Source organism: Haloarcula vallismortis ATCC 29715 (genome assembly GCF_000337775.1).
Lineage (GTDB): Archaea > Halobacteriota > Halobacteria > Halobacteriales > Haloarculaceae > Haloarcula > Haloarcula vallismortis.
Window position 1 is genome coordinate 20,921 of the sequence record NZ_AOLQ01000012.1, and the last position, 13,208, is coordinate 34,128.

At 62.9% G+C, this 13,208-nt stretch carries 16 protein-coding genes; 11 read left to right on the top strand and 5 right to left on the bottom strand.

From position 1 onward, the window contains the following. Positions 1-196: 196 nt before the first annotated feature. The 5 genes from C437_RS04055 to pfkB all read left to right on the top strand — a co-directional run bounded on the left by C437_RS04055 (position 197) and on the right by pfkB (position 4,921). Entirely contained in the window at positions 197-937 is a 741-nt protein-coding gene (locus C437_RS04055) for an HFX_2341 family transcriptional regulator domain-containing protein (protein ID WP_004515611.1), read from the top strand. Positions 938-1,044: 107 nt separating this feature from the next. Continuing rightward, a complete protein-coding gene (locus tag C437_RS04060; RefSeq protein WP_004515612.1) occupies positions 1,045-1,806 on the top strand; it encodes a response regulator in 762 nt (253 codons plus the stop codon). A 376-nt stretch (positions 1,807-2,182) separates the two neighbouring features. Beyond that, positions 2,183-3,166, top strand: coding sequence for an isocitrate/isopropylmalate dehydrogenase family protein (locus C437_RS04065; RefSeq protein ID WP_004515613.1), 984 nt, complete (start codon positions 2,183-2,185; stop codon positions 3,164-3,166). Positions 3,167-3,254: 88 nt separating this feature from the next. Beyond that, a complete protein-coding gene (gene glpR, locus C437_RS04070) occupies positions 3,255-4,016 on the top strand; it encodes an HTH-type transcriptional regulator GlpR (protein ID WP_004515614.1) in 762 nt (253 codons plus the stop codon). Beyond that, positions 4,013-4,921: a 1-phosphofructokinase gene (pfkB, locus tag C437_RS04075; RefSeq protein ID WP_004515615.1), complete on the top strand. Its 909-nt coding sequence runs from the start codon at positions 4,013-4,015 to the stop codon at positions 4,919-4,921. The genes glpR and pfkB overlap by 4 nt, the downstream gene beginning before the upstream one ends. A 46-nt stretch (positions 4,922-4,967) precedes the next feature. On the opposite strand, the gene C437_RS04080 is transcribed toward pfkB, so the two are convergent. Together C437_RS04080 and C437_RS04085 are read right to left on the bottom strand one after the other, a co-directional pair. Then, positions 4,968-6,095 (bottom strand): hypothetical protein, encoded by a 1,128-nt coding sequence (locus C437_RS04080; protein WP_004515616.1) that lies wholly within the window; start codon positions 6,093-6,095, stop codon positions 4,968-4,970. 2 nt (positions 6,096-6,097) lie between these two features. Continuing rightward, positions 6,098-6,880: a class I fructose-bisphosphate aldolase gene (locus C437_RS04085; protein WP_004515617.1), complete on the bottom strand. Its 783-nt coding sequence runs from the start codon at positions 6,878-6,880 to the stop codon at positions 6,098-6,100. 119 nt (positions 6,881-6,999) lie between these two features. Between C437_RS04085 and C437_RS20460 the strand changes: the two genes are divergently transcribed. Beyond that, complete coding sequence (locus C437_RS20460) at positions 7,000-7,143, top strand: DUF7557 family protein (protein WP_004515618.1); 144 nt, start codon at positions 7,000-7,002, stop codon at positions 7,141-7,143. On the opposite strand, the gene C437_RS04090 is transcribed toward C437_RS20460, so the two are convergent. Next, the gene (locus C437_RS04090; protein ID WP_049919603.1) at positions 7,140-7,589 is read right to left on the bottom strand and encodes a DUF5799 family protein; all 450 of its coding nucleotides are present in this window, start codon (positions 7,587-7,589) and stop codon (positions 7,140-7,142) included. The genes C437_RS20460 and C437_RS04090 overlap by 4 nt on opposite strands. A gap of 174 nt (positions 7,590-7,763) precedes the next feature. Between C437_RS04090 and C437_RS04095 the strand changes: the two genes are divergently transcribed. After that, a complete protein-coding gene (locus C437_RS04095; protein ID WP_004515620.1) occupies positions 7,764-9,047 on the top strand; it encodes an FIST signal transduction protein in 1,284 nt (427 codons plus the stop codon). A 51-nt stretch (positions 9,048-9,098) separates the two neighbouring features. On the opposite strand, the gene C437_RS04100 is transcribed toward C437_RS04095, so the two are convergent. Continuing rightward, a complete protein-coding gene (locus C437_RS04100) occupies positions 9,099-9,494 on the bottom strand; it encodes an OsmC family protein (protein WP_004515621.1) in 396 nt (131 codons plus the stop codon). Positions 9,495-9,599: 105 nt separating this feature from the next. Here C437_RS04100 and C437_RS04105 point away from each other — a divergent pair, with 105 nt between their 5' ends. Next, positions 9,600-9,971, top strand: a complete 372-nt coding sequence (locus C437_RS04105; RefSeq protein WP_004515622.1) for a hypothetical protein — start codon at positions 9,600-9,602, stop codon at positions 9,969-9,971. A 52-nt stretch (positions 9,972-10,023) separates the two neighbouring features. After that, on the top strand, positions 10,024-10,878 hold the full coding sequence (locus C437_RS04110) for a UbiA family prenyltransferase (protein WP_004515623.1): 855 nt from the start codon (positions 10,024-10,026) through the stop codon (positions 10,876-10,878). 72 nt (positions 10,879-10,950) lie between these two features. On the opposite strand, the gene C437_RS04115 is transcribed toward C437_RS04110, so the two are convergent. Continuing rightward, positions 10,951-11,610: a DnaJ domain-containing protein gene (locus tag C437_RS04115; protein ID WP_004515624.1), complete on the bottom strand. Its 660-nt coding sequence runs from the start codon at positions 11,608-11,610 to the stop codon at positions 10,951-10,953. Between the two features lie 129 nt (positions 11,611-11,739). Between C437_RS04115 and C437_RS04120 the strand changes: the two genes are divergently transcribed. Next, entirely contained in the window at positions 11,740-12,288 is a 549-nt protein-coding gene (locus C437_RS04120; RefSeq protein ID WP_004515625.1) for a DUF1684 domain-containing protein, read from the top strand. 62 nt (positions 12,289-12,350) lie between these two features. Continuing rightward, positions 12,351-13,205, top strand: a complete 855-nt coding sequence (locus C437_RS04125; RefSeq protein ID WP_004515626.1) for a CPBP family intramembrane glutamic endopeptidase — start codon at positions 12,351-12,353, stop codon at positions 13,203-13,205. The last annotated feature ends 3 nt before the right edge of the window (positions 13,206-13,208 follow it).

Below are 13,208 nucleotides of genomic sequence, written 5' to 3' on the forward strand. Positions count from 1 at the left end.
CGCGGAGCGACCTCGGTTTGCGCGAACGGCGACGCCGTGAGCGCCAGAGAACCGCTTTGCGTGTCCGAAGCATAGGCGTCCAGTTCGTAGAAGCGGACGATTAACATGCGGTCGCGAAGCGACCTCGGCTAGTCTGAACGGACTTCTGTCTCGGAGATGGCAAGAGCAATAGCTGTGCGGGGCGCGTCATTTTGGCATGGATCAGATTCGGGAGATACACATCGCGCCGCTGGGGCACGAACGCGACCGGATTGCCGAGCCGATTCACCAGCACAACGCTGACGACGTGTACCTCCTCACAGCGACGACGGAGCCGTCGCGGTTGACGCCGTATCAGCAGGCACTTGTTGAAGAACTGGACGCTAACGGCGTCAACGTCGAACTCCACTGTGCGGAGCTACACGACCTCTATGATGTGCTGGCGGTCGTCACGACGCTGACCGCCGACCATCCCGAGGACATCGTGCGTGTCAACGTCTCCAGCGGGCCGAAGGTAGCGGCTATCGGAAGCGCAATCGCGTGTATGGCGACGGCGGCGACGGCGTATTACGTCCATCCCGAGGAACACGTTCCATCGGTTTCGGCGGAACCGCTCACTCGCGGGATGGAGCGCGCGGAAGTCTTGCCGTCGTACCCTATCGAAGCTATCTCCCGCGATCAGGTCGCCGTCCTTGACTACCTCAAGCGAACGAATACGGACACATACACCGCCAAGAAGTCGGATCTTATCGAGTTCGCGGAGGACGCCAAGCTTTCGTTTATTGCCGATGCTGACCCCGCAAACGAGAAGGCGAAGTTCGCGCTGTTGAACGCAAACATCGTCGACCCGCTGGCCGAAGACGAGTACATTACGGTCAGCAACATCGGCCGAACAAAACAGATAGAGCTGACAGAAACCGGCGAAAATGCCCTCCACGCGTTCCGACACAGGCTCTGAACTGGATCGCAGTTTTTGCGATTCAGTAGCTCATGACACCGATAAAACAGAACCAAACGTTTTGGTGGTTTCAAACGTTACTCGAATGCACTTGGGCAACGCCTCACATGGATCACTTCTCGATAGACAGTGTCACTGTACTCCACGCCGACGACGAACCCGGTTTCGGCGAGATCGTCGCGGAGTTTCTGGAACGGGAGGACGCCGCGTTCTCGGTGAGGACAGCAACGAGCGTCGACGACGCGCTGACAGTACTTCGGAACGAGTCAATCGAGTGTGTCGTCAGCGACTACGAGATGCCCGACAGAGACGGGCTGGAGCTACTGGAGCTGGTACGGGACGACTACCCGGACCTGCCGTTTATTCTGTTCACCGGGAAGGGATCAGAGGAGATTGCGAGTCAGGCGATATCTGCTGGCGTCACCGACTACCTCCAGAAGGGGGGCGGGACGGAGCAGTACACGGTGCTGGCAAACCGAATCCGGAACGCGGTCCGGAGCACTCGGGCCGAAACCGCGGTCCAGCGCACGGAGGACCGGTACCACAACCTCGTCGACACTGCGCCGATTCCGATCCTCCTCTTCGACCGTAACTGGGAGGCTCTGTACGCCAATGAGGCAGCCGTGGCGTTTCTCGATGCAGATTCATTCGCCGAAATCGCGGGCATGAAGGCAAGTGACTTTCTCCACCCCGACGAGCGGGACGCGGCCAGAGAGCGGTTCCAACAGCTGATCCGTAACGATGCCTCCGTTCCTGAAAAAGAGTACCGCGTGATAACCGTCACAGACGAAATAAAGGAAGCGACGATTGCTACCGCACCCGGCTACTACCGCGGCGAGAAGGTCGCGCAGGCGATGGTGTACCGATAGCTTGCGGCTGATTTCTCACACAGCATCTATCGACTGCTTCTGCCGGTCAGTGTTGGCCGACAGTATAGATAGTATTGATAGTATAGATAGTATCAAGATAGAGCCTACATACTCACCCCCACTACGAATAGTCGCGCACGGGTCGCCAGCAACCATCCCCGGTTCGCTTCGGCCCTCCACACTCACGTCGTCCGCTGGTCGCCCGTGCCACTCCCCTGAGCGTGTCTATTTCGCCTCCGAACGCAGGTCTCCGTGATTTCGACCCGAGGGAGCGGCCTGCCACTCACATCTGGAGCGCCGCTGATGTGACAAATCGCTGTGAGCCTGAGACGCTGGAACCGAACCACTTTCACCAGCCGGCTACGTGCCTCCCGCTATGACTCACGAGATAGCCGTTATTCCCGGCGACGGAATCGGACAGGAGGTCACACCCGCTGCGGTCGAAGTACTGGAGGCCATCGACGCTGTCGACTTCGACTTCATCGAGGGCGAGGCCGGCGACGCGGTGAAGGCGGAAACGGGCGAAGCGCTCCCGGAGGAGACGCGCGAACTGGCGGCTGACGCCGACGCGACGCTGTTCGGTGCGGCCGGCGAGACGGCGGCCGAGGTTATCCTCCCGCTTCGGCAGGTCGTTGGCTCGTTCGCCAACGTCCGCCCGGCTCGCTCGTATCCGGGACTTGACGCTGTCCAGCCCGACACCGATATCGTGTTCATCCGAGAGAATACCGAGGGCGTCTACAAGGGTATCGAGAGCGAAATCTCCGAGGGCGTCACGACCTGTACGCGAGTCATCACGGAAGACGCCTCCGAGAAGATCGCCGAATACGGGTTCAGCTATGCGAAGCAGAACGGCTACGACGACGTGACTATCGCCCACAAGGCCAACGTCATGCGCACTACCGACGGCCTGTTCCTCGGTGCGGCATCGGCGGTCGGCGACGACCGAGGGGCGTCCTATGACACCGCGCTCATGGACGCGCTGGCGATGCATCTCGTGATGAACCCACAGGACTACGGTGTCGTCATCTGTCCAAACCTCGCCGGCGACATGCTCTCGGACCTCGCCGCGGGCCTCGTTGGCGGCCTCGGACTACTCCCCTCGGCCAACATCGGCGAGGACAACGCGCTGTTCGAGCCGGTCCATGGCTCCGCGCCGGACATCGCCGGCGAGGGAATCGCCAACCCCTCGGCGATGATTCTCTCCGCCGCGATGCTACTGGACCACCTCGGCTACGACGAACAGGGCGACGCCGTCCGAACGGCTGTCGAGACGGTACTGGATTCCGGCCCCCGAACGCCGGATCTGGGCGGTGACGCGTCCACTGATGCCGTGACCGCCGCGGTTATCGACGAACTGTAAGCAGTTTTCTCGCGTTCTATCTGGGCAGAAACAAGCACGGCCCAATAGAAAGAGGTAAAACCGAAGCGAAACAATCACAGCCGAAAGAATGCTCCCGGCCGAGCGAAAGCGCACTATCGTCCAGTTGGTGACAGAGCGAGACGGCTGTTCAGTGTCGGAGCTGGCCGCGGAACTGGAGTTTTCGAAGGCGACGATACGCCGTGATCTTCGGGACCTCGAGTCACAGGGCCGAATCGAGCGGTCCCACGGCGGCGCAGTCCCGGCATCCTCCGCCGGGACCGAGCGACCGTACGGCCAGCGTGAGGTCGACCACTACGCGGAGAAACAGGCTATCGGCGAGCGAGCCGCACAAGAGGTCCACGAGGGGCACGTGGTCTGTTTCGATGCGGGCTCGACGACGATGGAGGTCGCTCGCGCGATTCCGGACACCGACTACGTCGCGGCGACGAATATGCCACAGCTCGCCACTGAAGTGGCCGAACGGGACGTCGACGCCAAACTAACCGGTGGGAGCCTCCGACCGCGGACCCGGGCGCTTGTCGGCCCGATGGCCGAGCGAGCTATCGGACACATGAACTTCGACCTGCTGTTTCTGGGGACGAACGCCCTCGACAGCGCCGCCGGGCTGTCGACGCCCAACGAGGACGAAGCAGCCGTCAAGGAACTGATGGTCGAGCGCGCCCGCCGAGTCGTGCTGGTCGCCGATGCGTCGAAGTTCGGCGACCGGAGCTTCGTCAGTTTCGCCGATCTGGACCAGGTCGACTTGCTCGTCACCGACGCCAGCCCGTCGGGGGCGCTCGCTACCGCACTCGCGGACGCCGACGTGACCGTCGAGGAGGTCAGCACGTGATTGTCACCGTCACTTACAACCCCGCAGTCGACCAGACAGTCCAGTTCGAGCAGCAGATTGCCCCCGACCGGGTCATGCGGGCCGACAGCGCGCAGTTCGACGCGGGTGGGAAGGGCATCAACGCCGCGCAACTGCTCACCGCGATGGACCGACCCTGCGTCGCGACGGGACTGCTGGGCGGGTTCACCGGCTCGTTTATCCGGGACACGCTACAGGACGACGGCGTCGAGACGGCCTTTGTCGACGTGAACGGGACGACCCGGCTCAACACGACCGCTATCGCGGCCGCGGAGGAGTACAAACTGAACCAGGCCGGGTCACCCGTCGACGAGTCGGTCGTCGACTCGCTGCTCGAACGGGTGCGAGCGCAGTCTCCCGACCGCGTGCTCGTCGGTGGGAGCCTGCCGCCGGGACTATCGGCCGAGGCCATCGACCGCATCGCGGCCGGCGGCGACTGGGAGACCATCGTCGACACCGGTGGCGATGTGCTCCGGGAACTCGACGCCCAGTACGGCCTCTGCAAGCCGAACCGCACCGAACTTGGCGACGCGACTGGGGCCGACGTCTCCACCGTCGAGGGGTGTGCGGACGCGGCAGAGGCGTTCCGGGAGCGCGGCTTCGACCGCGTGTTAGCCTCTCTTGGCGCAGACGGTGCGATCCTCGTCGGCGACGCCGGCCGACTGTACGCCGAAGCGCTCGACATCGACGTGGTAGACACCGTCGGAGCCGGCGACGCGCTCCTCTCTGGCGTGCTGAGCGCCTGGGAAACCGGCGCGGACGACGAGACGGCGCTCCGAACGGGTGTGGCCGTCTCCTCGCAGGTGGTCCAGCGGGCCGGGACCGCGGTTCCCGACCTGAACGACATCGACTCGCTCCGGGACGGCGTGACGGTGAGGCGGCTGTAACAACCGGAAACTCCAGAAACAGAAGCCCCGAGGTAGCTCGGGCCGCTCAGAACTTTTCGAGGTAGTCGTCGACGAACGCGCGAACGTCAGCCAGCGACGGCTGGTCCGCGGTTCGGACGAAGTAGCCGGCGACGGCGTTGCCGACGACGACGGCGGCCGCCGGCGGGAGGCCGGCGATGAGCGCGAGCCCCAGGCCGGCGTTGAAATGGTCGCCGGAACTGGTGGTCAGTTCGGGGTCCGAAACGGCTGGAACGGCGACGCTTTTGGTGTCGTCCGCGTTGACGACGACAGAGCGTTCGACACCGTGGCCGACGAACCAGGTTGGCTCCAGTGCCTCGAACACCGCCTCGGCGTCCTCGGTGAACGACCGCTCACCCTCGCCAGCGTAGGCGTCCGCGAGCACACCCGTTTCGGCCCGGTTCGAGGAGACCACCACATCAGTCACCTCGTTTAATCGGCCGATTGCTTCTCGGCCGGCACGCAGACGGTCGGCGTCGAGCTTGCGCACGTCGCCGGGGTCGACGAGGACGGTTTCGGGCGGGTCGTCGATGTCGCCCCACAGGTCTCGGAGCCCGTCGAAGATGGTTGGCAAGTCTGGCGTCTCGGACCAGTAGCCGGTTCCCAGCAGGCTCGCGCTGTCGAGTTTTTCGGCCAATTGCTCGTGGCCGAAGGCCACGTCGAGTTCGGCCCAGTCGAGCCCCATCGTGTCGCCGATTTCAGTCAGCATCAGCTTCCCGTCATCGAACTCGACGGCGTCGGTGACGCCGGGTTCGCCCAGCGAATTGAGGTCGTAGTCGCCGAACTCCGTCTCGAAGGGGTCGTGGACCGGCTCGCCGTACATCCCGATCATCACGGGGTCGAACGACCAGGCACCGAAGGCCCGCGCGAGGTGGCTGGTGTGGCCGCCGGTCCGGTTGCCCTGCTGGAGCCACTCGAAGGAGAGGGAGCTTTCAGCGGCGACGGAGCGGTCGATGCGGTCGCCAAAGCCTTCCAGCGTGGCGAGGCGTTCGTGGCTCTCCGGGTCGATGCGGTCCGCGACGACCTCCCGGACGCGGTCGAGGTAGCCGTCGAAGCCGAACACGACCCGGCCGGTGTCGATAGCGTCGGGAAGCGCGTCGCTGGGTGGCAACGCCTCGTCCGCCGCGGCGACGGCTCGGCGCGTCTCCTCGTCCATGCCTACAGCACGTCGTCGGCTGTCGCGTCCTCGAAGATGACGCCTTCAAGCTTGTCGAGGATGTCGTAAGGGTCATCGCGCTGCCAGACGTTGCGGCCGACGGCGAGGCCGGAAACGCCCACGTCCATGCAGTCCTCGACGAGTTCGAGGAAGTCGCGGTCGGAAGTCTTCGAACCGCCCGAAAGCAGGACGCGGTTGTCAGCGGCCGAGCGGACAGCATGGGCCATCGCCTCCTTGTCGCGGGGGTACTTGACCTTCGTGAAGTCAGCGCCCAGTTCGAGACCGATGCGGGCCGCGTAGGCGATGGTCGAGGGACTCCGGTGCTCCTTGATAGCCTGGCCGCGCGGGTACGACCACATCGCGATCGGCAGGTCGTGGTCGCGGGCGTTCTCCTGCACCGGGCGGAAGTCCTCGAACATGTCGGTCTCGCGGTTGACGCCCGGATAGATGGTGTAGCCGATGGCGTCAGCACCGAGTTCGGCGGCGTAGTCGACCGACCAGTTCTGGGGCGAGTACGGGTCACCCATCCAGAGGTCCGAGCCGCCGTTGAGCTTCGCCAGCAGGTTCACGTCGTCCTCGTAGCTCGGGTAGTACGTCTCGGCGAGACCCTTGCCGACGGCCAGGGCCGTCACGGCGTCGTGGGTTGCCATCTCGAACACCTCTCGCGGGTCGAGGCGCTCCTCGACGCCGCTGAACTGCTTGGGACCGTGTTCCAGCCCGTGGTCGTGTGCCAGCACGAGCGTCTTGTCGTTCCGTACAAGCGGTGAGTCACCCAGTGGTCGCATGTGTCGTGTTTCTACCGAGAACGACCATTAACAGTTTTCGGTTCTGATTTGTTACTACTGTTCGCGTTCGTTTTTGATCGAGGGCGGGAATTAAGTGTGTTCCAGTGAAAGGTTCGGGCATGCCATCCGTGGACTTGGACGCCGAGACGGTGGAGCGCCTTGACGACCTCCGCGTCGAGGACGAGTCGTACGACGAAATCGTAACGGAACTCATCAACATCTACGAGGCCGAAGAGCTAACACTGTTCCACAGCGGCGATTAACCCTGTGCCTGCTCGCAGACGGACTGCCAGCGCCCGTTCGACTCTAGTTTCTCCTGAAGTTGCTCAGCGTACGCCTGTGCGAGCCGTGCTGCCTCTTCCTCCTGTTGCTTGTTACCGCCGCTCGACCCACCGAGTCCAAGCGCGTCCTTAACGCCAGAGAGGAGGCCACCGCCCGAGCTCCCGGACTGGTCGCCCCCCGGACCGCCCATCGGCCCCTGATTGGCGACTCGTTCCATCTCCGGCATGACGCTGGAGAGCTTTGAGGTATCGGCGACGATGCGTGCCGCGTCGGGGTCGCCCGGGTTCTCGATTTCGAACTCGACGGCGGTCATCACCAGCCCCCACTGCTGGCTGGAGAACGACGACGCTTTGACCTGTTCGTTGAACCGCTGGTCGACCGCCATCCGTTCGCCGGCGATGCGGTCGGTCCAGTTTGAATCGCTCATGAACTGGTGTTTGCGGGCCGTCGGTATGAGCGTTTCCCGCTCCGTGCGGTGTCCTACGGTAAACAGCCCCGTTTCTGGGCCGGCTGTCACGTCTCTGACTGACCCCCGCCCCGTCATATTGTCTTCAAAACGCTTCCAATATGTTAAGTTGGCTCACGATATACTTGCATCTCAATGACTACTGAGTTTGGGACAGGGCAGGCGACCGGGGAGTCTGGCGACGCCGCAGCGATGGATGCCATACGGGACGCCATGACTGCCATCTCGGCCAGCGAACCGGACTTTTGTCAGATTTTCTGTTCCCCGACATACGATTACGAGGCGGTGTTATGGGGTGCTCGAAGCGTTGTCGGGTCGGACACCGAGATCGTAGGCTGTTCGTCCTCCGGTGAGTTCACCGAATCCGGTTCTGGGAACGGAACTGTCACAGTCGGCGTCGTTTCGTCGGACTCGATACGGTTCTTTTCCAGCCTCTCGACGGAGCTCAGCGCCGATCCTGAGCGCTGTCTGTTCGAAGCCGTGCATGACCTCCCCGCAAGCGAGGACCCTGCTGTCGATGGGTATCCGCACCGGACGGTCATCAACCTCCACGACGGCATGGCCGGTATCGGGAACAAGGTCACCCGACTCACCGAGCAGTACCTCGATGACGAGGAGACACCGGTCGTCGGCGGATCTGCGGGTGATGACCTCCAGTTACAGCAGACCCACGTCTTCCGGAACGACCGCGTCGAGACGGACGCTGTTGTCCTTGCGCTCATCGCCTCAGAGGATCCGCTTCCGGTGACAGTCAACCACGGCCACGAACCGATCTCCGAGGCGATGACGGTGACCCGAGCGGAGGGCAGCACCGTGTACGAACTCGACGGCAGACCTGCCTTCGAGGCCTGGCGGGACGCGATTCGAGAAGATGCGATGGAGACATACGATATCGATGTCGACGAGCTGGAAGCGGGGTCCGAGGACCTCGTCATGTTGCTCGGCCGTTACGAACTCGGTATCGAATCGGAACCGGATGCCGATGCAGACGGACTGGCCTCTCGGATTAAGACGTTCATCGAGAGCAAACTCATCTCGACGACGGGGTACAACATCCGATGGCCGGGCCATACGACCGACACCGATGGGCCGCTGGACTTCGCCGTCGCTGTGTCCGAGGGGACGGAGGTACGGGTGACACATAGCAACAAATCCGACCAGGTGTATGCAGTCCGGAACGCCGCGACCAACGCCGCAAATGAACTCCGCGGCGGCAACGTCGCAGGCGGGTTCGTGTACGACTGTGCCTGTCGTGCGATGATTCTCGGCGATGACTTCGACGATGCCGTCGACACAATTCACAGCGCTATCGACGCGCCCTTCGCCGGCTTCGAAACCTACGGTGAAGTCTGTTCGGCCGACGAGGATTACACGGGCTATCATAACACGTCTTCAGTCATCCTGCTGTTCCCGGAGTAACGACTACAAGTCCGCTACCGGCGAAAAATAACGCGTTCTCCGCTCTGCCGCTCAGACCCCGGACTCGATGGTGATCTCCGCGTGTAGCTCGTCCTGCAGTGCCGAGTGGACGTGGCAAATGTCTTCTGCGAGTTCGACGATGTCCTGCTCTTCGTCGGCAAGCGATTCCTCGACCTCGACGTGGAAGTCGATAGCCTCCAGGTCGTCGTCCTCGTCAAGATCTGCGGCGACATCGACATCGATAGTCCCGATATCTTCGTGACCGTACTTGTCGGCAGCAACGCGTAGCGCCGGGATGTAACAGGAAGCGTAGTCGGCGGCCAGAACCTCGTTCGGTGACGGGCCGTTCTCGCTCAGCGCGTCGACGATAAGCTCCCACTCGCCGTTGATAATGCTCTCTACTGTGTACCCTTCCTCGCACGTGCTCTCGACTTCGATATCTGACATAGCAATATTGTGGACACAGCCCTCCCTCTAAACGTTTCCTGCATGGCGTTTCGACCCGCGAACACTGCCGAAAGGTAATACACCTCCAGTCCCTACAAATGGCCAATGGAACACCTTGCACCGTCGAACGTGCCGGTGTACGCTACACGGGAACACCAGCGCGAGATCTGGGAGCGCTGTCGGGACCGGGGCCACCCGGTCCTCGCCGTCCGGGACGCGACACGGGGGTTCATCGTCCGGTACGACCTCCAGCACCTGTCCTACGAACTCTCGGACGCTACCGTTCAGGAGCTTCGGGACCGCGTCCGGTCCCGCCGACCGTATCCGACGACGACAGATCCGATCTCGGAGACCGAGGGCGTCGGCGGCGAGGCCGGCCCGGTGTCCGGCGAACTCCACGCGGACACCGAACAGGCCGCCAGAGAGCTGGCCTCACACATCTCAGGGTTCGTGCTGGACCGGTCGAACTGGCGGTAGTACCGAATCAACACGGCTGGGGATTTTTCCCACAGCCACACCTTGGGTCCGTATGGCAGTCGCCCGACACGGGACCGGTCCGTTCGCAACCGTGAGTGCCCTGGCCTCGCAGGTGCACCCGGTGTTCATGCTGCCGCCGCTTGCGACCTCGCTGTTTGGCGGGTTGCTCTCCGGTGGGTTCTGGCCGCCGCTGGCAGCGCTCCACGCGGGTGCGATGTTCTTCGCCGTCTACACGGCCCACGTCAAGGACGGCTACGTCGACTTCCACGTCCGCGGCGAGGACGACGACCATCCCCTCACTGGCTCGGGCTGTCGCATGGCGCTGGTCGGCGCTGGCGTCGGCTTCGCGCTCTGTACAGCAGCCATCTGGTTGCTTGCCGGTCCCAGCGCGGCGCTGCTGACGCTGCCGACCTGGGTTATCGGCTACACGCACGCGCCACAACTTGATATGAACCCCGTTGGCGCGACGATGGGCTACCCGACGGGTATCGCGCTGGCGCTTCTGGGTGGCTACTACGCACAGGTGACGACGCTGACGCCGCGTGCTGTCGGTCTCGCGGCCGTGTTTCTCCTGTTGCTGACCGGTATCAAAATCATCGACGACGAGCAGGACTACGACTACGACCGGTCGATACAGAAACGCACCGTCGCTGTCGTACTTGGTCATCAACGCGCTCGGCGGCTCGCACTCGGCCTGTTCGGAGCGGGCCTTCTCGGAATCGTCGGGCTGTCCGTGGCATTACCCGGAGTCCCGCCGAGCGCTGCGGCGGCCGCGGTAGTTTTCGGGACGGTCGCGGCTATCGCCCAGCGAGGCGACCCTGAAACTGCGACGATGCTGCTGATTCGCGGCTCGTATCTTCTGCTGGCCGTCCTCGTTACCGCTGTTTGGTTCCGGCCGCTGGCGTGACTGTGGCCGTCCTATCGGTTGCTCGTCCGCCGGCTGCCTGAAACTGCCACCGTCGGACCCACTCGTTGTCGGTCAGCCCGAAATGTGGGTGAGGACATGGGTCGCTGAGACGACCAGTGATATCGTCACTATCGAGGCTGCCATGACACCGGCCACGACCGGTGAGAGGTCTCCAGTGAGGCCACCGACTGCGAGCAGTACAGCGGCAACGACCGTACAGGCAAGCAGTGCCAGATGGACGAACAGCCACGGGCCGACACGGTGCAGTGACCCGAGCAGCGTCTCGACTCCCGACGGTTGTGCCGGCCGAACTCGCTCGCCGGGCCGGTAGTACTCCGTGGCAGTCCCGTAACCCGTGCTGCCGCCGCGAGTCTGTGTGGGCCGCTGTGTCGCTTTTGCTGTTGCCCCGCTCGCAGTTTCCGTGTCGGTCCGCTGGTCGACGTACTGCTGTGCGATGTCGCTGACACCGCCTGTGGCTGTGCCGCCGTCCGCGCTGCCGTCGACGTACTCGCTGACATACGCGTCGTGGCCGAGCCGGTCGTAGCGCTCTCGCTCGACCTCGTCGGTGAGTACGTCCTTTGCCTGTGTGAGTCGCTTGAACCGCTCTTCGGCGTCAGGGTCGTCACTCACGTCCGGGTGGTGGGTCTTCGTCTGCTCCCGGTAGGCGCGGACTATCGTCTCTTCAGTGGCATCCGGGGCCACCCCCAGAATACCGTAGAACGTCGCTTCCATACACACCCCTGTGTGTTCGTCCGGTCGAACTGGACATATAATAAAGTAGTCACTCTCTCACGCTTCGATATTGTCCATCACCGTCGCCGAGTCGCCGGACTGAAACTGCCCGGGCACTACGGTTCGAGTATGGACATAGACAGCGAGGAGTGGGCGGCGCGACTCCGGGAGAACCGGGCCGAGAAAGACCGCTTCTTCGCGGAACACCGCCAATCTCCGATTCCACCGGAAGACCGCGACGACTTCGACGGACTCAGCTATTTCGAACCGGACCCCGAGTACCGGGTCGAGGCGACGGTCACTGTTCACGAGACGCCGGAGTCGGTCGATCTGGAGACGAGCGACGACCGAACGGTGCGCTATCTCCACGTCGCGTCGCTCTCGTTCGACCTCGACGGCGAGTCCCGCGAACTGCACGCGTTCCGACAGGCTGCCGACGAGTCACGGACGCTCTTTGTCCCGTTCCGGGACAAGACGACCGGCCAGCAGAGCTACGACGGCGGCCGATACATGGAACTGGAGCCCGACCGCGACCTGAGCGACGGCGACGAGATTACACTGGATTTCAATCTCGCCTACTCGCCGTTCTGTGCCTACAGCGACACGTTCTCCTGTCCGTTGCCGCCGGAGTCGAACTGGCTCGATGCCACAGTAACGGCCGGGGAACGGATCGACTGAACGCGGGTCGCCCCACCGGTACCAAACGAATTGTTTACACATAGCCACGACCAAAGCAGTATATGGCAACGGCGACCCGCGACCGTCCGGTTCTGCAGGCCTTCCAGTACGGGTTTACGCTTTTCTCGGCGCTCTCGCTGGGGGTGATAGGACTCGGGTTCGGTTCGATCCTGCTCCTCACCATCGCGTTTTCGCTGTCACTCGGCGCAGGGGTACAGATAACACAAGTACAGACGCTGGTTCTTGGGTTGATAACGGTTCAGGGAATCGGCTGCCCGGTCATCGCGTACACATATATCAAGCTCAGGCCGGTAATCAGGGCGAAGCTCCGCGAGGTGTTCTCTTACTCTGCGGACAGCGGCGAGTTTGCTATCGGCATTTCGGTGCCGAGCCTCCGTGAGGCCGGCATCGTCGTGCTGGGCTACGCCAGCGCAATGGGCGGGCTCGTGGTGGTGGCTGCCATCATTACGACGCTCGTTTCGCTGTTCGGGATAGAAACGGCAACCAATCAGGCGGCTGAGATCGGGATGGAAAACCCTGATGTCCTCCTTCTGTTAATTCCCGCTTCTTTTCTCCTCATCGGCCCGGGCGAGGAACTGCTGTTCCGCGGTGTCGTTCAGGGCCGTATTCGGGACTACTTCGGCCCAATCTCGGGCGTCACTATCGCGAGCGTCATGTTTGCTGGCATTCACTACCCCGCCCTCAGTGGCGGGTCGGTCACGGGGAAACTCGTCGCGGTGAGTGCCCTCCTCATTCCGTCGCTCATCCTCGGTGCAACCTACGAGTACACGGACAACATTGTCGTCCCGTCACTCATCCACGGCGCGTACAATGCCACACTGTTTACTGGCCTATACGTCACCGTGAAATTCAGCAGTGAGCTTTCGTCCGCCGCGGGCACCCTCACTCTGGGGTGACGC

Bases quoted from the DNA above. Each gene is read 5' to 3' on its own strand.
- C437_RS04080 (WP_004515616.1), bottom strand. From the start codon at position 6,095: ATGGACGAGGAGACGCGCCGAGCCGTCGCCGCGGCGGACGAGGCGTTG.
- glpR (WP_004515614.1), top strand. From the start codon at position 3,255: ATGCTCCCGGCCGAGCGAAAGCGCACTATCGTCCAGTTGGTGACAGAG.
- C437_RS04105 (WP_004515622.1), top strand. From the start codon at position 9,600: ATGGAACACCTTGCACCGTCGAACGTGCCGGTGTACGCTACACGGGAA.
- C437_RS04115 (WP_004515624.1), bottom strand. From the start codon at position 11,610: ATGGAAGCGACGTTCTACGGTATTCTGGGGGTGGCCCCGGATGCCACT.
- C437_RS04100 (WP_004515621.1), bottom strand. From the start codon at position 9,494: ATGTCAGATATCGAAGTCGAGAGCACGTGCGAGGAAGGGTACACAGTA.
- C437_RS04125 (WP_004515626.1), top strand. From the start codon at position 12,351: ATGGCAACGGCGACCCGCGACCGTCCGGTTCTGCAGGCCTTCCAGTAC.
- C437_RS04090 (WP_049919603.1), bottom strand. From the start codon at position 7,589: ATGAGCGATTCAAACTGGACCGACCGCATCGCCGGCGAACGGATGGCG.
- C437_RS20460 (WP_004515618.1), top strand. From the start codon at position 7,000: ATGCCATCCGTGGACTTGGACGCCGAGACGGTGGAGCGCCTTGACGAC.
- C437_RS04120 (WP_004515625.1), top strand. From the start codon at position 11,740: ATGGACATAGACAGCGAGGAGTGGGCGGCGCGACTCCGGGAGAACCGG.
- C437_RS04065 (WP_004515613.1), top strand. From the start codon at position 2,183: ATGACTCACGAGATAGCCGTTATTCCCGGCGACGGAATCGGACAGGAG.
- C437_RS04110 (WP_004515623.1), top strand. From the start codon at position 10,024: ATGGCAGTCGCCCGACACGGGACCGGTCCGTTCGCAACCGTGAGTGCC.
- C437_RS04060 (WP_004515612.1), top strand. From the start codon at position 1,045: ATGGATCACTTCTCGATAGACAGTGTCACTGTACTCCACGCCGACGAC.
- C437_RS04095 (WP_004515620.1), top strand. From the start codon at position 7,764: ATGACTACTGAGTTTGGGACAGGGCAGGCGACCGGGGAGTCTGGCGAC.
- C437_RS04055 (WP_004515611.1), top strand. From the start codon at position 197: ATGGATCAGATTCGGGAGATACACATCGCGCCGCTGGGGCACGAACGC.
- C437_RS04085 (WP_004515617.1), bottom strand. From the start codon at position 6,880: ATGCGACCACTGGGTGACTCACCGCTTGTACGGAACGACAAGACGCTC.